The organism is Nocardia macrotermitis (genome assembly GCF_009604405.1).
Classification (GTDB): Bacteria; Actinomycetota; Actinomycetes; order Mycobacteriales; family Mycobacteriaceae; genus Nocardia; species Nocardia macrotermitis.
The window spans coordinates 181,014-197,814 of record NZ_WEGK01000001.1 but is presented as its reverse complement, the minus strand read 5'-3'; the positions used below and the strand labels follow the sequence as shown (position 1 = coordinate 197,814).

15 protein-coding genes are annotated in these 16,801 nt (G+C 68.7%); 11 read left to right on the top strand and 4 right to left on the bottom strand.

All coding sequences use genetic code 11. The features are described from left to right. Positions 1–5 precede the first annotated feature (5 nt). Genes NRB20_RS00900 through NRB20_RS00890 form a run of 3 tightly spaced genes read left to right on the top strand, consistent with a single transcriptional unit; the run spans position 6 to position 2,677 of the window. Positions 6–1,214 carry a cytochrome P450 gene (locus tag NRB20_RS00900; protein WP_153407266.1) on the top strand — a complete coding sequence of 403 codons (1,209 nt, stop codon included), beginning with the start codon at positions 6–8 and terminating at the stop codon, positions 1,212–1,214. A gap of 35 nt (positions 1,215–1,249) precedes the next feature. Beyond that, positions 1,250–2,107, top strand: coding sequence for an alpha/beta fold hydrolase (locus NRB20_RS00895; protein ID WP_153407265.1), 858 nt, complete (start codon positions 1,250–1,252; stop codon positions 2,105–2,107). Positions 2,108–2,152: 45 nt separating this feature from the next. Beyond that, positions 2,153–2,677, top strand: coding sequence for an AAA family ATPase (locus NRB20_RS00890; protein WP_153407264.1), 525 nt, complete (start codon positions 2,153–2,155; stop codon positions 2,675–2,677). A 3-nt stretch (positions 2,678–2,680) separates the two neighbouring features. Here the strand turns inward: NRB20_RS00890 and NRB20_RS00885 are convergent, their stop codons facing one another. Further along, positions 2,681–3,730, bottom strand: a complete 1,050-nt coding sequence (locus tag NRB20_RS00885; RefSeq protein ID WP_153407740.1) for an alpha/beta hydrolase — start codon at positions 3,728–3,730, stop codon at positions 2,681–2,683. A gap of 295 nt (positions 3,731–4,025) precedes the next feature. On the opposite strand from NRB20_RS00885, the gene NRB20_RS00880 reads away from it, so the two are divergent. From NRB20_RS00880 to NRB20_RS39195, 5 genes are all read left to right on the top strand, one after another. Then, the gene (locus tag NRB20_RS00880) at positions 4,026–5,444 is read left to right on the top strand and encodes a condensation domain-containing protein (protein WP_153407263.1); all 1,419 of its coding nucleotides are present in this window, start codon (positions 4,026–4,028) and stop codon (positions 5,442–5,444) included. A gap of 2 nt (positions 5,445–5,446) precedes the next feature. After that, complete coding sequence (locus NRB20_RS00875; RefSeq protein ID WP_153407262.1) at positions 5,447–7,093, top strand: MFS transporter; 1,647 nt, start codon at positions 5,447–5,449, stop codon at positions 7,091–7,093. Beyond that, positions 7,090–8,742, top strand: a complete 1,653-nt coding sequence (locus tag NRB20_RS00870; protein ID WP_194289678.1) for an ArnT family glycosyltransferase — start codon at positions 7,090–7,092, stop codon at positions 8,740–8,742. Before NRB20_RS00875 ends, NRB20_RS00870 begins: the two co-directional genes overlap by 4 nt. Before the next feature lie 19 nt (positions 8,743–8,761). Then, a complete protein-coding gene (locus tag NRB20_RS00865; RefSeq protein WP_153407260.1) occupies positions 8,762–9,724 on the top strand; it encodes a glucosyl-3-phosphoglycerate synthase in 963 nt (320 codons plus the stop codon). A 456-nt stretch (positions 9,725–10,180) separates the two neighbouring features. Next, entirely contained in the window at positions 10,181–11,788 is a 1,608-nt protein-coding gene (locus NRB20_RS39195) for a PucR family transcriptional regulator (RefSeq protein WP_153407259.1), read from the top strand. A 246-nt stretch (positions 11,789–12,034) separates the two neighbouring features. On the opposite strand, the gene NRB20_RS37835 is transcribed toward NRB20_RS39195, so the two are convergent. Then, positions 12,035–12,568, bottom strand: coding sequence for a LysR family substrate-binding domain-containing protein (locus NRB20_RS37835; RefSeq protein ID WP_319944275.1), 534 nt, complete (start codon positions 12,566–12,568; stop codon positions 12,035–12,037). Here NRB20_RS37835 and NRB20_RS00850 point away from each other — a divergent pair. The 3 genes from NRB20_RS00850 (at position 12,450) to NRB20_RS00840 (ending at position 15,188) form a co-directional block, all read left to right on the top strand. Beyond that, complete coding sequence (locus tag NRB20_RS00850) at positions 12,450–13,076, top strand: SDR family NAD(P)-dependent oxidoreductase (protein ID WP_227833096.1); 627 nt, start codon at positions 12,450–12,452, stop codon at positions 13,074–13,076. The genes NRB20_RS37835 and NRB20_RS00850 overlap by 119 nt on opposite strands. 157 nt (positions 13,077–13,233) lie before the next feature. Next, on the top strand, positions 13,234–14,562 hold the full coding sequence (locus NRB20_RS00845; protein WP_153407257.1) for a class I SAM-dependent methyltransferase: 1,329 nt from the start codon (positions 13,234–13,236) through the stop codon (positions 14,560–14,562). A 173-nt stretch (positions 14,563–14,735) separates the two neighbouring features. Next, a complete protein-coding gene (locus tag NRB20_RS00840; protein ID WP_153407256.1) occupies positions 14,736–15,188 on the top strand; it encodes a hypothetical protein in 453 nt (150 codons plus the stop codon). A gap of 66 nt (positions 15,189–15,254) precedes the next feature. On the opposite strand, the gene NRB20_RS00835 is transcribed toward NRB20_RS00840, so the two are convergent. After that, positions 15,255–15,932 carry a CPBP family intramembrane glutamic endopeptidase gene (locus NRB20_RS00835; RefSeq protein ID WP_153407255.1) on the bottom strand — a complete coding sequence of 226 codons (678 nt, stop codon included), beginning with the start codon at positions 15,930–15,932 and terminating at the stop codon, positions 15,255–15,257. Between the two features lie 36 nt (positions 15,933–15,968). Continuing rightward, positions 15,969–16,760, bottom strand: a complete 792-nt coding sequence (locus NRB20_RS00830; protein ID WP_153407254.1) for an SGNH/GDSL hydrolase family protein — start codon at positions 16,758–16,760, stop codon at positions 15,969–15,971. Between the last annotated feature and the right edge of the window lie 41 nt (positions 16,761–16,801).

The window sequence follows — 16,801 nt, the reverse complement described above, 5'->3', positions numbered from 1 at the left end:
CCGTCATGACAGAGACCGCCGTGTTCGATCCGTTCGCCCCCGGCTTCGCCGCCGATCCCTATCCGCACTACGCCCGGTTGCGCGATCGGGCTCCCGCCTACGAACATCCCCTCGGTTTCCGGCTGGTCTCCCGATACGCGGATGTGGTTGCGCTGCAACGCTCCTCGGTGCAATCGGTGGACGAGCGGCATCTCACCCGGCTGCCCGCCTGGAAGAGTGACAGCGCCCGGCTCGGCCGCGCGAATCGCATCATGGGCGGACTGTCGATGCTGGATCAGGACCCGCCCGACCACACCCGGCTGCGGCGGCTGGTCGCCAAGGCGTTCACGCCCCGCGCGGTGGACGCCCTGCACTCGCGGGTGGCCGCCCGCGTCGCCGAATCCCTGGACCGGATCGCGGCGGCCGGACAGGCGGATGTCGTTGCGGAACTGACGTTTCCGTTGCCCTTCACGACCATTTCCGAGCTGCTGGGCATCCCGGTGCTGGACAGCGCGCGGTTGCGGGAGCTGACCGCGGTGCTGGTGCTCGCGCTGGAACCGCTCGCCGATCCGGCCCTGCAAGCCAGGATCCGGGCCGCCGACGCGGAGCTGCGCGCGATCGTGACGGATCTGGTCCGCTGGAAGCGCGACAATCCCGGTGAAGACCTGATCACCCGCCTCATCACCGCCGAACACGAGGGTGATGTGCTGGGTGCGGAGGAGTTGGTCGCGCAGGTCATGCTGCTGTACATCGCCGGGCACGAGACGACGGTGAACCACCTCGCCAACGGCATCCTGGCGCTGCTGCGGCACCCCGATCAGGCGCGGCGGCTGCGCGAGGACCCGGAACTGAGCGGTGCCGCGGTGGAGGAACTGCTGCGCTACGACACCCCCGTGCATCTGATGCGGCGAATCACCCTGACGCCGATGCGCGTGTGCGACAACGAGATTCCCGCCGGTTCCTGGGTCGTGGCCTGCCTGGCCGCGGCCAATCGCGATCCCGAGTTCTGGGGTGCGGACGCGGATGAATTGAGGTTGGACCGCCCCGAGGCTGCCCGCAACGTGACCTTCGGCGCGGGCATCCACCACTGCCTGGGTGCGGCGCTGGTCCGCATGCAGGCTCGAATCATGTTCCCGCGCTTCGTGTCCCGATTCCCCTCCGCCGAGGTGGACGAGGTGCGCTGGAACGGACGGATCAATGTGCGCGGACCGGCGCTGCTGTCGGTCCGGGTGTGAACCGGGCGCCGACGCGGCCGGAGAACGAGGAGATCATGCCCATCATCGACATCCACGGCGTGCCGATCGCGTACACCGACACCGGTGTCCCGCCCTGCCGCCCCGACGCCGCGACCATCGTGTTCGGGCACGGATTGCTGTTCGGCGGCTGGATGTTCCGGCCGCAGATCCAGGCCCTGCGCGACCGCTTCCGCTGCGTCACCCTGGACTGGCGCGGCCAGGGCGAGACCCCGCCCACCCCCGACGGCTACGACATGGACAGCCTCACCGCCGACGCGCTGGGCCTGATCCGCGCGCTGGATTCCCGCCCGGTGCACTGGGTCGGCCTGTCGATGGGCGGATTCGTCGGCCTGCGCCTCGCGGCCCGCCACGGCGAACACCTGCGCTCACTGACCCTCCTGGACACCAGCGCCGGCCCCGAGGACCCGGAGCACATCGGCGAATACAAGCGCCTGGCCCGCGCCCTGCACTGGTTCGGCGTCCGCCCCATCCGCCCCCTGATCACCCCGCACCTGTTCGGCCCCGCCATCCGCGCCGACCGCACCCGCCGCGCCGTCATCGACGAGTGGTCCACCCGCCTGTCCCACTGCCACCGCCCCGCCATCCGACGCGCCGTCCTCGCCGTAGCCGACCGCCCCACCATCGAACCCGAACTCCCCGCCATCACCCTCCCCACCCTCGTCGCGGTAGGCGCCGACGACCGCGCCACCCCACCCGCCCGCTCCCACCGAATCACCACCCTCATCCCCAAGAGCCACTACCACCTCATCCCCAACTCCGGCCACACCACCACCCTCGAACAACCCGAAGCCGTAACCACCCTCCTGACCGATTTCCTCGACTCGACAGCCAGCGTCGACACCCCCAAACCGACCCTCCCCCAACAACACTGACGAACCTCCGCTCACGCCCACCCCGATGAGCGGCAGTATGACCCGATGCCCAACCTGCTCGTCATGGTCAACGGCCTCCCCGGATCGGGCAAATCCACCCTGGGGCAAGCCCTGGCCCGCAACCTCCACGCCCGCTTCCTGTCGAAGGACGAGGTGAAGGAAGCCCTCGCCGCAACCGTCACCGGAGCAGGTGCACTGCCCACACTGGGCGCCATCGCCATGGACACGATATGGACTCTGGCACAGGCGATCCCGGACGACATCGTGATCGACTCATGGTGGTTCGCACCACGCGATCGAGCCCTGGTCCGCGCCGGTCTGGTCCGCGCCGGGGCAGCCCGCACCGTCGAAATCTGGTGCGATGTCCCGCCCGAGATCGCCCGCGCACGCTACGAGAGCCGTGCGCGCCCCGGCTTCTACCGCGACCGCGAGCATCTCACGAACGACTGGAACGACTGGGTGTCACGCGCCGAGCCCCTCGGCCTGGCCGCCACCACGATTCCGATCGACACCTCAACCCCGGTCGACACCGCGCTCTTGGCCGAGCGGGTTCGTCGCGATGGGAGCTGAATTCTATTGTGCGGGTGTGGGGTTCAGGCGGGGTGGGTTGGTTTGCAGGGCTCGGCTGAAGAGGGGCCAGGAGTTGTGGAGGTCTTCCTGCCAGTAGCCCCAGGAGTGGGTGCCTGCGGGGCGGAAGTTGAAGGTGGCGGGGATGTGGAGTTGGGTGAGGCGGTCGTGCATGTGGTGGGTGCACTGGTTGGTGGCGGCTTCCAGGATGCTGCCGCTGGTGAGTTGGGATGCCAGTTTGGTGGGGTCGTGGTGGATGCCGGGGCCGTCCAGGGTGTCCAGGGGGCCGGGGAGGCCGGTGCCCGACGAGACGTAGATTGCGGTGCCGCGCAGGCGATCCGCGTGCAGGTACGGGTCGTTGGCGGCCCAGGCGGGGTCTCCGGGTGGGCCCCACATGTTGGCCGCGTTGCCGGCCCAGCGGCCCACGACGGCGGTCACGTATGCCTCGCCGAGCAGGTTGCTGGTCTGCGCGCAGCCGCTGTACGCGCCGATGGCCTGATACAGGCCCGGCGAGTCCAGGGCCAGCTGGAACACCGACGTTCCGGCCATCGAGATCCCGGCCAGCGCGTTCTTCCCGGTGCCGTGGAAGGTGGAGTTCATGATCGGCGGCAGCTCCCGGGTCAGGAAGGTGCTCCACCGCTGGCGGCCCAGCACCGGATCGTCGGTGCGCCAATCGGTGAAGTAACTGCCGCGCCCGCCCAGCGGAATCGCGACGGTGACCTGCTTGTCGGCGAAGAATTCGGCGATATCGGTCTGCTCGGTCCAACTCGACTCGTCGACGCCCCCGTTCGCGCCGTTGAGCAGATACAGCACCGGCGCCGGTTTCGAATGATCCGGTGCGCGAAGCACTTTCACGGTGATCACGGAATTCATCGCCGCCGAGTACACCCGCATGTTCACCATCCGCCCGGCCTCCGGGACGACGTTCACCAGATGCGAACCGTCCACCGCGGGCCGCGCGGCCGCGGTGAGCGCCGGAATCGAAGCCGGCGCGACCGGATCGGCGTGCGCGGTGCCCGCCCACCCGGTGGCCAGTGCCACCACGGGCGCGAGCATCGTCGCCTGCCGACCGCGCGCGCGTGACCTGCGTGGTGCGGAGTGTTTGCCCACCTGGTCCTCCCCGGAGTGTCCGTTGGCCTGTGTACGGCCACGGTAGGGACGAATCATCAAGAGCGGCAATCACTGTCGGTGAAGATTGGAAACGGATGCCGCTTCCCTCGGGGTGTGCTGTCAATCCTCACAACATCGCCGAGAACCTGTAGTCGGGGTTGCTCCGGCTGCCGTTGACTGGCCCGGAGCCGCCGTGGAATCGGGCGGCGCCTCATCCCGACGCTGTGAATCGAGGGCACTCGTGGTCAATTTCGGTTTCTTCGACGACTGGCACCCGCAACCGGGCCGGGTCACCAGCTGGGGTGTTCCGCCCACCGCGCTGGCCCTCATGTACACCGCGCCCGAACATCCGATCCCGCCCACCTACCAGCAACGGGAATACCTGCGCACGACGCACCGCACCGCCGCCGCGGGCCACCGCGCCTCCCGGCTGTGCATGATCTCCTACGACATCCCCGACAGGCCGAACATCGCGGCGATGACCCGCGCGGTCACCGCCTTCGTCCGCAGGCACGAATCGTTCGCCAGCTGGTTCACCGTGGAGCCCGACGACCGTGTGGTCCGGCACGTCGTCGACACGCAGACGCTCGAACTGGTCCCCACCGAATACGGGGAATTCACCGACAGCGAGGCGATCCGCCGGCACGTCCAGGACACCACACCCGATGCGCTGCACTGGAATTGCTTCAGCTTCGGAATCATCGAACACGACAACGGCTTCACCGTCTACGCCGCGGTCGACCACTTACACACCGACGGCGTCGCCCAGGCACTGACCTGCGTGGACCTGTTGATGCTCTACGGCGCGGCGCTGTCCGGCACCGAACCCGCACTCGCCCCCGTCGACGGGCATCTGGCCTACTGCGCCCGCGAACGCGACTACAACGCCGCCCTCACCGCGCAGTCCCCGCAGGTCGCCACCTGGCTGAAGTTGTTGCAGCGCAACGGCGGTCAGCTCCCGACCTTCCCGCTGTACCTGGGCACCGCGACCACCACGGGCTACGTGCGCGGCGCGGTACGAACCATGCCACTGTTCACCGAGGACGACGCCCAGCGTTTCGAGTGGGCGTGCGAGGCGGGCGGCGGCCGATTCCTCGGCGGCCTGTTCGCCGCGCTGGCCCTCACCGAGGTCGAATTGACCGGCAACGATTGGCATTTCATCCTCAGCCCCGCCAATACTCGCAGCACGCCCGGCGAGACCGGCGCGGTCGGCTACTACACGAATCTGCTCCCCATCGCCTTCGACGTGCCACCCGACGCGCGCTTCTCCGCGCTGGTCGCCGCCGCCCAGACCGCCGCCGACGGGGCCAAGGCCCTCACCGACGTCTCCCCGCACCGCGTGCTGGAACTGGCCACCCCCGAACTGGGTATCCGTGTGCAACCGGGCTGGGCCGCGATGATGCTGTCCTACGTCGACGTGCGCAAGATCGCCGGGGTGGAGATGTTCGACCGGATCAACGGCGGCCTGTTCGCCAATCGGGCCGCGGCCAGCGAGGTTTACCTCTGGATCAACCGATTTCCCGACGTGACCACCCTGAGCCTGGTCTACCCCGACACCGAGGACGCCGACGAATCCATCGGCCGCTACGTGAAGACGCTGACCGAGATCACCGCCGCGGTGGCCGATGACGGCGACTACGCCCTGCGGGTCGACGCCTGACCATGGCGATTCGGGGTATACCGCTGCGGGCGGCACGCGATATCGCGGATCCGCCCGCCTCGGATCGGCGCGCGTGGGCGGCCCTGACGGCCTGCCTGCTCGCGGTGTTCATGCAGATGCTGGACCTGACCATCGTCAACACCGCACTGCCGGTGCTGGCCCACGACCTGTCCGCCACCGGCTCGACACAGCTGCTGGTCGTAACCGTCTACGGGGTGGCGTTCGCGGGCACCCTGCTGACCGCCGCCCGGCTGGGCGACCGTTTCGGACGGCGACGACTGTTCCTGATCGGCATGACGGTCTTCACCACCGCATCACTGGGCTGCGGTCTGGCCCGGCTCCCGATCGAACTGGTCGCCGGGCGGGTCGCGCAGGGCGTGGGTGCCGCGGCGGTGTCGGCGCAGACGATTGCCATTGTGGCAGCGGCATTTTCGGTCCAGCGGCGGCCGCTGGTGTTCGGTGTCTACGGTGCGGTCGCGGGTCTGGCGGGATTGTCCGGGCCGCTGCTGGGCGGGCTGATCGTCGCGCTGAATCCGGGTGGGCTCGGCTGGCGGTCCATCTTCCTGCTGAATCTGCCGCTGGGGCTGATCGCCCTGGTCCTGGCCGCGCGCTATCTGGATATCGGACGAGCCGAGCGTGCGGTCCGGGTGGATGTCCCGGGCGCGGTGCTCTCGATGGTCGGTGTGGCCGCGGTGCTGTATCCGCTGTCCACCGGCCGTGATTCGGGGTGGCCGCTCAGCGCGGTGGGACTGCTGGTGGCAGGTCTGGTGGTACTGGCCGTATTCGGCTGGCGGCAGTGGCGGGTGACGGTGCACGGCGGGACGCCGCTGATTTCCGGAGAAGTGTTCCGCGACAAGGGTTTCAGTATCGGATCGGTGTTGCTGCTGGTGTTCTACGGGCTGTTCGCGGCATTGCTGTTCACGGTGTCGATGACCGCGCAGACCGGGATGGGCTGGTCCGCCTGGCAGACCGCGCGGCTGTTGCTGCCGTTCGCGCTGGGGGCGTTACTGGCGGCCTTGACCTCCCCGATCCTGGTGGCCCGCTTGGGATCTCGCGCATTGACCGCCGGGATCGCGCTGTTCGCGCTGGGCGTGGCGCAGATGGCGTTGACCGTGCATCCCGCGTCCGGCGGTGTGGATACCCGGGCGCTGAGCGAACCGGTGCTGTTGGCCGGGGCGGGGATGGGCTGGTTCGCCGCACCGCTGCCCGCGATCATGGTGGCCGGACTGGGTCAGGAGCCGACCGGGAGCGCTTCGGGGCTCGCGCCGACCGTGCAGCAACTCGGCAGCGCGATCGGCGCGGCCGTGCTCGGCAGTGTGTTCTTCGCCCGCATCGCCGCGGGCTCCGGCGTGGATGGCGCGAAATCGCTTCTCGCCCAGCATCTGTCGGACCGTGACGCAACGCCCGGTGAGCGGGTCGAGCTGGTGCGCCGCTTCGGTGATTGCGCGCACGCCGCTTTCGCCTCGCCGTCACATGTGCTGCCGGTGGACGGATGCGCGGGCGCCTTCGACGCGACCGTGGCGTCGGCGGCCACCGCGCCGACGTTCCTTCAGGCGTGTGTGACGGTGCTGTGGATCGTCGCGGCGGTCGCGGGCGTGCTCACGGCACTCACGCTGGCGCTACCCCGACGACCGGAAGCCCGGCCGTGACCGCGATCTCCGGCCGCACCGGTCGAGGGAATCAACCTGTCGCGGAACAGGATCCGAACACTCCGGAGGTTCGTTTCGCCACGCTTGCGGTAACTGCCGTCGCACTCGTCACCGGCATCGTCCTGCTCGTCCGGTCGGCCCGCTACGGATACTTCGGTGACGAACTGTATTTCGTGGCAGCCGGGAATCACCTCGCCCCGAGCTACGTCGATCAGGGACCGCTGATCCCCCTGCTCGCCCGAGCCGCGTGGACGCTGGTGCCGGGATCTGTTGTCGCACTCCGTATCCCGTCGATCCTGGCCGCCATCGCCGGGGTACTGCTGGCTGGAGCATTCGCCCGCGAACTGGGCGGCCGTCGCCTCGCCCAGGTCCTCGCCGCACTGGCCTACGCCACCTGTCCCTACCTGATCACCCAGGCCGCGACCCTGTCCACCTTCGCGCTCGACAGCACCCTGAGCGCAACCGCCCTGTGGTTGCTGACCCGCTGGATTCGCCTGCGCCACGACCGGCTGCTATTGGCCTTCGCGGCCGTGATCGCACTGGACCTCCAGATAAAACTGCTGATCACAGTTCTGTTGGCCGGAATTCTCACCGGCATCGCCCTCGCCGGCCCACGAAACCTGCTGCGCCGCTCGACGCTCTGGTGTGCCCTTCCCGTAGTCGCCCTCACCGCGCTCCCCGGAATACTCTGGCAACAACACCACCACTGGCCCCAACTGGCCATGGGCGCGATCATCCGCACCGAACAACACTCCGCCACCGGCGGCCCCCTCGGCCTACCACTCCAATGGGCCCTGCTCACCGGCCTCCTCGGCGGCCTGCTGGCTCTTCTCGGCTGCTGGACCCTACTGCGCCACAACATGTTCCGAGCCCACCGCTGGATCGCCATCACCGTAATAGTGGAGATCCTGTTCGTAATCCTCACCGGCGGCCGCCCCTACTACGTCGCCGGACTGTTCCCAGCCCTGTTCGCCGCCGGTGCCACAGCACTCCAGAACATTCGCCGCCGCACCACCAGCACTGTCGTAGACAATCCGGATCGTGCCACACGATTCTCTGGTTCTGTTGCAGCACAATATATCCCGAGACGATTGGCTCGAACTGCGGGGATCGCGGTGGTCGTTGTGCCCATCGCCATCTCCCTGACCGTGGTGTTCGTCCTGCCGCTGCCGCTCGGCCGAATCGACAGGCCGGTCCGCTCGCAGGCCGAATTATCTACCCGTATGCGAACATTCGGTACGACGGGTTGGTCGCACCTGGTTGAAGGTGTGGATGCCGCGTATCGCGCGCTGCCGGAGGATGACCGCGCAGGTGCCGTAATACTCACCCAAACCTATTGGCAGGCAGCGGCTCTCGAAGATCTCTCGCCACCCGATCATCCGGCCGTGTTCAGTGCGGATCGTGGATACGCGTACTTCGGCCGTCCGCCCGATACCGCGCGCACCGTGCTGTATGTCAGTGCGGGTGGACCGAAGGAACTGCCGCGCAACATCTTCGGAGTCGCCGAACCGGTTGCGCACATCGACGATCCGCTCGGCTTCCCGGGCATCGATCGTGGAGTGACCGTATGGCGTTGCCGGTATCCGCGTGAGCCCTGGGTCGCGTTGTGGCCGCACCTGACCACCCTCGTCCTGGATCCCGGACTCTGACCACTGGAAAGGCTGCCTCATGCCCGTCTCCCACACCGGCCCGACCTGGTTCGATCGCCGCTGGTCCATTCCCGAACTCGTGCAACGCAAACAGGGCCGCCGGGTGTCGGTGGTTCTGCCCGCACTCGACGAGGAGGCCACCGTCGCCGGGGTGATCGCCTCGATCCGCCCGCTGGTGGGTGGTCTGGTGGACGAATTGCTGCTGATCGATTCCGGTTCCACCGATGGCACCATCGCGGCCGCCCGCGCTGCCGGTGCCACGGTTCACACTCGCGAGCAGGCGTTCCCGCAGTTGCCGCCGCGCGCGGGCAAGGGCGAGGTGCTGTGGCGTTCACTGGCCGTCGCGCAGGGCGATCTGATCGTGTTCGTCGACTCCGATCTCATCTCACCCAGCCCGATGTTCGTCCCGTCCCTACTCGCACCGCTGCTCTTCGATGACGCCCTGCACCTGGTCAAAGGCTTCTACCGTCGCCCGTTGCGCACCGAAGGCCGCACCGACGCCGACGGCGGCGGCCGGGTCACCCAACTGGTCGCCCGCCCGCTACTGTCCGCCTTGGCCCCCGAACTCGCCGAGATCGTGCAACCACTCGGCGGCGAGTACGCCGCCACCCGCGAACTCCTCACCGCCATCCCGTTCGCCCCCGGCTACGGCGTCGAAATCGGCATCCTCCTGGACTGTTTCGCGCGCCACGGCATCGCCGCCATCGGCCAGGTGGACCTGGGCACCCGCCTGCACCGCAACCGCCCGAACGACGAGCTCGCCGCCATGAGCCGCCAGATCATCGCGACAATGCTGGACCGTCTCGGCCTCGAGGACTCCGGTCGCGGTCTGCCCCAGTTCATTCCGCACGGCACCGGCTGGCGGCGCACGGTCACCGAACCGAGTTTCGCGGACCGCCCGCCGATGAGCCTGACCATCGACCCGCCGGGCGCCGACGCGGGGGAGTGGGCCGCGCTGGATTCGCGTTTGGGTATCGCGTGAATCGTCCTCGCCGCTGATTTCCCATACGGCGCGATATTCGAGAGTCTCCTTTTGGGAAATGTCACTCGATTCGATCGGGCGATCACGGTGAATTTCACAATCGCCGACTCAGGGTATGCCACTGCCGACGGCGCAGATGATCGATAACCTCGAGTGCGTCGGCAGCTGATTCGGCCGCCGCACAAGGTGTTTCGTGCCATCGGCGGAACAGTCTGGATCCGGTTCTCCGGGCATCATTGCCGCCTGTCGCATCTACCAGCAGATTTGCCGACCCACCGCAGGCTCGATCCACTTCGGTGGCATTACACAATGAGCACGGGCCGCATTGTGTACTTCGAGACATCCGCGCGGCCCCGCACCCTCGGTAGAGTCGATAGGCGGCAGTAACGACAAATCCTGAAGGAATTGTTCATGACCCGCATGAGGGCGAGCGCTATGTATTCCAACCGAGCGCCCGTGCGAACCGGACCGCAACCGGTGCACCCCACGACATTGGTGCGTTCGGTGGTGGAGAACCTGGACCTCACGGCCATCGCGAGCCGAATGGACCGGCGGCTCCGGGCGGATCTGGTCGAACTCGTGCGATACAGCGTGCGCGAACTGACCGAACCCGCCGACCCCGACACCGACACCGAATCGGTCACCGAACGCCTCGAATCGATCGCCCGCCGCTGGGCACAGCGTGAGCTGCCGATCGAGATCCTGCATCGCGCCGTCCACGCGGCGGTCTCGGCATCCCTGCAATGGTGGGCGCGCGGCGTCACCTGGTCCGACGGCCGGATCGTGCGCGCGGAGGGCGCGGATCTGATCGACGCCCTGCGCACCCTCTCGGCGGCGGTCGCCCGCGGTTACGCCGCCGAGGTCCGCGCGATGACCACCGAGGGCCGCATCGCCGCGGTGAGCCTGGCCTCGGGCCTGCTGGCCGGCCGCGCCGACGGCACCCGCACCGCCGGATACGCTGCGGCACTGTCGAATTCGTACCTGGTCGTCGCCATCGCCATCGGCGCGCATCCGCAGGAGAACGACCCGCGACTCGACGCCCGCGTCGTCGCCCGCCGCAAACTCCGCCGCATCCAAGCCGAACTGGCCACCGGCTGCCGCCCCCACACACTCTCCCTGCTCAGCGTCGACGGCGGCACGATCCTGATCCCCGCCGACACCCCAGCCGCCGACACCCCAGCCGCCGACACACCGGCCGTCGATACAGATGACGTCGATACCGGTGACGTCGCGACCGATCATGTCGGGACTGGTGATGTCGCGACCGATCATGTCGGGACTGGTGATGTCGCGACCGATCATGTCGGGACTGGTGATGTCGCGACCGATCATGTCGGGACCGGTGACGTCGAGACTGGTGATGTCGGGATCGGTGGTGTCGGGACCAGCGACGTCAGGATCGGTGGCGTCGGGATTGGTGATGTCGGGATCGGTGGGGTCGGGACTGGTGATGTCGGGATCGGTGGTGTCGGGACCAGCGACGTCAGGATCGGTGGCGTCGGGACTGGTGATGTCGGGACTGGTGACGTTGGAACCGACCACCCCGGGACCGAGCAGCGAGTGAGCGAGCTGATCGATCGACTCACCGAGGTCGCAGGCGCACCGATCACCGCGACATTCGTCGAAGCAGCCCAAGCCGCGATCCCGCAATCCGCCGACCTGGCACACGAATTACTCGATCTGGCAATGCATCTGGGCCGCGGCCCGGGCCTGCACCGCTTCCGAGACCTGGCCTGCGAATACCAGTTGTCCCGACCTGGCCGAGCCAACCGACGCATCCGCTCGGTCCTGGACCCGCTGCGCGCCGAGCCGACCCTGCTGGACACCCTCCGCGCCTACCTCGGCCCACCCGGCACCCAGGACACGATCGCCCGGCGACTCGGCATATCGGTCGGCACCCTGCGCCGCCGACTCACCCGCATAGAGGCCCTGACCGGCCTGAACCCGGAGACCGCAACCGACTCGTGGCACCTCCGCTCCAGCCTGGTCGCCCACACGGTGACCGGCGAAAAGCTCGGCAGCAACGCCGAGAACACGGGGTCGCCGCTGGACAGAGCCGGTTGACCCGACGGAACCGGTCGCGCCCTCAGGAATCGGTGAGCCGCGCTGCGTTGTTGGGAATCGGCACGTGGGCTTCAGATCCGACGAATCTGGCGTTCAGTGAATTCTCCTCTGACCGTTGATAATTCGCTGGAGGTTCCGAGTCGCGCTTCGCCTGGGTCACGTGAATGACCGCCCTTTTCAGGGTGGTTCGAGTTCCTCGACGGTGCGCGATGACCCCGCGAGGGTGTCGATCGGCGGGGCCGGGTGTCATGGGTGAGGTGGTGTGGTGTTGACCAGGGTGGCGGCTCGGGCGTAGCCGCGTACCAGGGTGCGGGTGTCCTCGGCGCGCCAGGCGAGGGCCAGGTGAGCGGGGGAAATGCCGGTGACCGGGCGGATGACCACGCCGCCGCGGGTCAGCAGCGGAGCGTTGCCTTCGGCGAGCAGGCAGATCCCGCGCCCGTCGACGAGCGCTTCATAGGTTTCGTCCGGGTTGTCGATCACCGCGCCGATGTGCGGTGGGTGGCCGTCGCGGGCGTCCAGGGCCAGCCAGTGCTCGCGCAGCGGACCCGCGGATTCCGGTAGTGCCAGAAACGGTTCGTCGATCAGGTCGGCGAATGCGATCGTGTCCCTGGCTGCCAGCCGATGGTGTACTGGGAGTGCGACGCGGCGGGGCTCGGAAACCATGACGACCCAGCGGAAGCGGTGGTCGTCGGGTAGCGGTAGCCAGACGAACGCCACGTCGGTCGAGCCGTCCGCCAGTCCGGCCGTGGGGTCGTGCCAGCCGACTTGGCGCAGCTCCACCCGGGTTGAGGGGAACTCGGCAGTGAACCGGGACCGCACGGCCGGCAGCATGCCGTCACGGCCGGGGCTGGTCCAGCTCAGCAGCATGGGCGGGCAGATGTCGTTTGCCGGATTCGCCGCTTACAGCGCAACCAAGTTCGCGTTGGAGGGCTTGTCCGAGGCGCTGGCCGACGAGGTCGGGTCACTGGGGATCAAGGTACTGGTCGTGGAACCCGGCGCCTTCCGCACCGGCCTGTTCGGCAATGCTTCGACCCGCACCCGGATCGCCGACTACGACGCCACCGTCGACGCCACCAGGTCCATGGTCGGCGGCGGCGACGGCGGGCAGCCCGGCGACCCGGCCAAGGCCGCCGCAGCGGTGCTGGCGGCGCTGGCAGCCGAGCACACACCGCTGCGGCTGCCACTGGGCAGCGACGCAGTGGACGCGATACTCCAGCACACGGAATCAGTGCGAACCGAGATCGAGCAATGGGAACACACCACGCGAGCCACGACGTTCGACGACTGAACGACCACCGTGCGAGCCGGGGTCTCGGATCGGCTCTACCCGAATTCGAGAAATCTGGCGCTGGGGAGTTACCGCACACAGCGTCAGACGGTGAGCCCCGCGGATTGACACCGAGTCGTTGTCATTACCCTCGCCCGTCGCGCGCCATAGTGATCCCATGGGCAACAGTGAAGAGATGGCCGATCACGAATCCGTCGCCGACACACTTCGCCCGCTGCTCCGCGCCGCCTTCGGACCGGATCCGGGGGTGGCGTTCGAATTCTGGGACGGCAGCGCGATCCGGCCCGCCGGTACCTCCCACGGCACGCTGCGGGTGCGGTCGAAAGAGGCGCTCGCTCATCTGGTCTGGGCACCGGGCCAACTCGGTCTGGGCCGCGCATTCGTTTCCGGCACAGCGGATCTCGACGGCGATATCTTCGGGATGATGCGCGCACTGCGTTCCTCCGCGCCACACGCCCCCGGCGCGGGCATCACCCTCGGGCCCGGCGCGGTGTTCCAGGCGGTCAATGCCGCACGCAGACTCGGCGCGCTGGGCCGACCGCCCGAACCGCCGCCGGAGGAGATGCGCACCCGCACCGGCGGCCTGCACACCCGCCGCCGCGACGCCGCCGCGATCAGCCACCACTACGACGTCGGCAACGACTTCTACGCCCTGGTCCTCGGCCCGAGCATGACCTACTCCTGCGCCCGGTTCGCCGGTGCGGGCGAGCGGCCCGACGACACCGTGTCCCTGGCCGACGCCCAACGTGCCAAACACGACCTGATCTGCCGCAAGCTGGGCCTGGACGCGCGCCCCGGCATGCGCCTGCTGGATGTGGGCTGCGGCTGGGGTTCGATGGCCATCCACGCGGCCGCCACCTACGACGCACACGTCGTCGGAGTGACGCTGAGCCACGAACAAGCCGAGCTCGCCCGCAAACGCGTTGCCGCCGAAGGACTTTCCGATCTCGTCGAGATCCGTCTGTCGGACTACCGCGACCTGCGCGGCGAACGGTTCGACGCGATCTCCTCGATCGGCATGTTCGAACACGTGGGTTCCAAACGCGCCGCGGAGTACTTCGCCACCGTGCACGCGCTGCTGCGCCCCGAGGGCCGGTTGCTCAACCACGCGATCTCCGCGATCGGCGGTTCGGCGATGGGCGGCCGCTCCTTCGTCGGCCGCTACGTGTTCCCGGACGGCGAGCTGATCGATGTCGGCCGGGTCGTACTGGCCATGGAGGACGCCGGATTCGAGGTCCGCGACGTCGAGAGTCTGCGCGAGCACTACGCGCTCACCCTGCGCGGCTGGGTTGCGAATCTGGAACAGGAGTGGGATCGCGCGGTCGAACTCGTCGGCGAGGGCCGCGCCCGGGTCTGGCGGTTGTACATGGCGGCCTCGGCGCTGGGTTTCGAGGACGGCACCCTCGGTCTGCACCAGGTACTGGGCGTCGTCCCGAGCGGCGACGGTGCTTCGGGCATGCCCGCCACCCGCCGCGCCTGGGGCTGAAACCGAAGCCGAAACCCCGCCGACGCGCGGTCCCGCCGAGAAACGCCGAACGCGGCCCGCAGCGAACCCGGATGGCTACACTGCTGACCAAGCCGACCGCTGTTCGCGTGCGCGGGACCCGGAGCACGGTTCGAGGCCGGTCGGAAAATTGGCTTTCACAGTGAGGTGATGTCGTGTCCGTTCGAGGAACCGTGCTGGTGGCGGCGTTGGCATGCGCCGTCCCGCTGGTGGTCGCCGCGCCGGGGCACAGCGCTCCCGCGGCCGGCGGCTGCGCGGACGGCGGCGTGATGACCGGCCGGATGATCCCCGGCACCGGCAGTGCCGGACAGAGCATCCAGCGCGAGGTCACCCTGCGTGACTGCCTCAGCCCGTTCCTGCCGGGCATCCGTGGCGGACAGTTCTCGGTGACCATCCCGTGGAACGCCACGACGGTACCCACCGCCGCCCGGTTCACCTGGTCCGACGGCAGCATCAGCACCGCGACCGGCTTCGGCAACGGCGTCTGGCGCATCACCGCGGGCCCCGCCACCGGACACGCCATCCAGCTCGACGTCGCCGACACCTGGAACGGCTGGTACCTCAGCTCCGCCGACGTGACGGTCACCGGAGCCCAGTTCGTCTCCTGAATCCGCTACGCCCGCAGCAGCTTTCGCCACACCGCACAGGCACTCGGCTCAGGGGGGACATTCGGCTCAGGCGGCGCCGAGCGCGCGCGACCCGCCCGGCGCCACCGCACCGTGGTAGAAATACCGCCCCAACCCGATCGTGAAGATCAGGATCCCGTACACCGAATGCTCCACCGACGCGGTGAACAGCGACCGGCTCCGCAGGTAGCGCGAGGCGAACAGCCACCCGCCCACCCCGCTGGCGGCCACCGAGAACCAGCTCCCGAAGATGATGTGCACGTATCCGAACGCCGCCGCACTGGCCGCGACCAGTCCGGGCCCCTCCCCGAACACCGGCGCGTACCGATGGAACAGGAACGACCGGAACACCAGCTCCTGCGGATACACGCTCACCGCCGGATACAGCACCATCACCGCCAGCCACAGCCAGGGATTCCGGCGCGGCAGATCGAACAGATCCTCCCGCCGCAGCACCGTGGTCGCCGCGGTGAGGGCGAGGGCGTTGGCGCCCGCCGACACCGCCATCGACCGCGCCTGCTCACCGAATGCCGCACTGCGCCACAGTGATTCGCGATCGAAATCGGGGGAGCGGCGCAGATACACCGTCGCCCCGGCGGCCAGCGCGAGCAACGCCGGGATCGGCGGCTTACCGCGGAACAGCGCGTTGTAGGCGGTGGCGCCGCCGAAGAACAACCCCGCGTACTCCGCGGCCAGATACACCCGCCGCCATCGTCGAATTCTCATGTGCGCACCGTCATTTCGCGAAATCCTCGCTCGTGGTCAGGTCACCGGAAGCAGTTCGGGCCGTTTGGCCGCGATCCGGTTCCCCGAGGAGACCCCGCGGATGCGGCGGCCCACCCAGGGCAGCAGATGGCGTGTGGCCCACCGCAATTCGTCGGTGAGCGCGGCCGGGCGCGGCTGATTCGGATCCGGCGGCAGCGCGGTGCGCCAGGTGTCGTCCGCGCCCGGGAGCCCGAGGCCGTCGGCGACCGCCCGGCTGACCAGTTCGTGGCCCAGCGGATTGAGGTGCAACCGGTCGTCGGTCCACACCCGACGATCGGTGGTCGCGGGCACGGGTTCGAAATCGATCACCGTCACCCGATGCCGCGCGGCGACTGCGCGCAAGGCGATGTTCATCTCCCGGACGCGTCCGGACAGCGGCCGCACCAGCGGGGCCACCGCGCCGATATCGGGAAAGGTGAAGGTGACCACCTGCGCGCCGATGGCCGCGAACGCCGCGAACATGCTCTCGATATCGGCCAGCACCGCGTCGCGGTCGTAGCGCGGCCGCAGCAGATCGTTCATCCCGGCCACCACCGACACCAGATCCGGCTTCATCGCCAGCGCCGGGGCGAGCTGTTCGGCCCGGATCTGGTTCGCGCACCGGCCGCGAACGGCCAGGTTGGCGTAGTTGAGCCCGGACTGCATGTGGGCGAGCACCTGCGCGAGGCGATCGGCCCAGCCGAGCAATCCGCCGGTGCCGTCGGGGTCGCCGACCCCTTCGGTCTGCGAATCACCGAGTGCGACGAAGCGGGTGAACTGCGGTATCGGAGAGGGACTCGACCTGGTCATGCTCGGCCTCCGGGATCGGTTCGACGCGCGGGGCTCGGCGT

Coding starts and splice junctions, on each gene's coding strand:
- NRB20_RS00900 (WP_153407266.1), top strand. CDS start 6: ATGACAGAGACCGCCGTGTTCGATCCGTTCGCCCCCGGCTTCGCCGCC.
- NRB20_RS00895 (WP_153407265.1), top strand. CDS start 1,250: ATGCCCATCATCGACATCCACGGCGTGCCGATCGCGTACACCGACACC.
- NRB20_RS00890 (WP_153407264.1), top strand. CDS start 2,153: ATGCCCAACCTGCTCGTCATGGTCAACGGCCTCCCCGGATCGGGCAAA.
- NRB20_RS00885 (WP_153407740.1), bottom strand. CDS start 3,730: ATGCTCGCGCCCGTGGTGGCACTGGCCACCGGGTGGGCGGGCACCGCG.
- NRB20_RS00875 (WP_153407262.1), top strand. CDS start 5,447: ATGGCGATTCGGGGTATACCGCTGCGGGCGGCACGCGATATCGCGGAT.
- NRB20_RS00865 (WP_153407260.1), top strand. CDS start 8,762: ATGCCCGTCTCCCACACCGGCCCGACCTGGTTCGATCGCCGCTGGTCC.
- NRB20_RS00850 (WP_227833096.1), top strand. CDS start 12,450: ATGACGACCCAGCGGAAGCGGTGGTCGTCGGGTAGCGGTAGCCAGACG.
- NRB20_RS00845 (WP_153407257.1), top strand. CDS start 13,234: ATGGGCAACAGTGAAGAGATGGCCGATCACGAATCCGTCGCCGACACA.
- NRB20_RS00835 (WP_153407255.1), bottom strand. CDS start 15,932: ATGAGAATTCGACGATGGCGGCGGGTGTATCTGGCCGCGGAGTACGCG.
- NRB20_RS00830 (WP_153407254.1), bottom strand. CDS start 16,760: ATGACCAGGTCGAGTCCCTCTCCGATACCGCAGTTCACCCGCTTCGTC.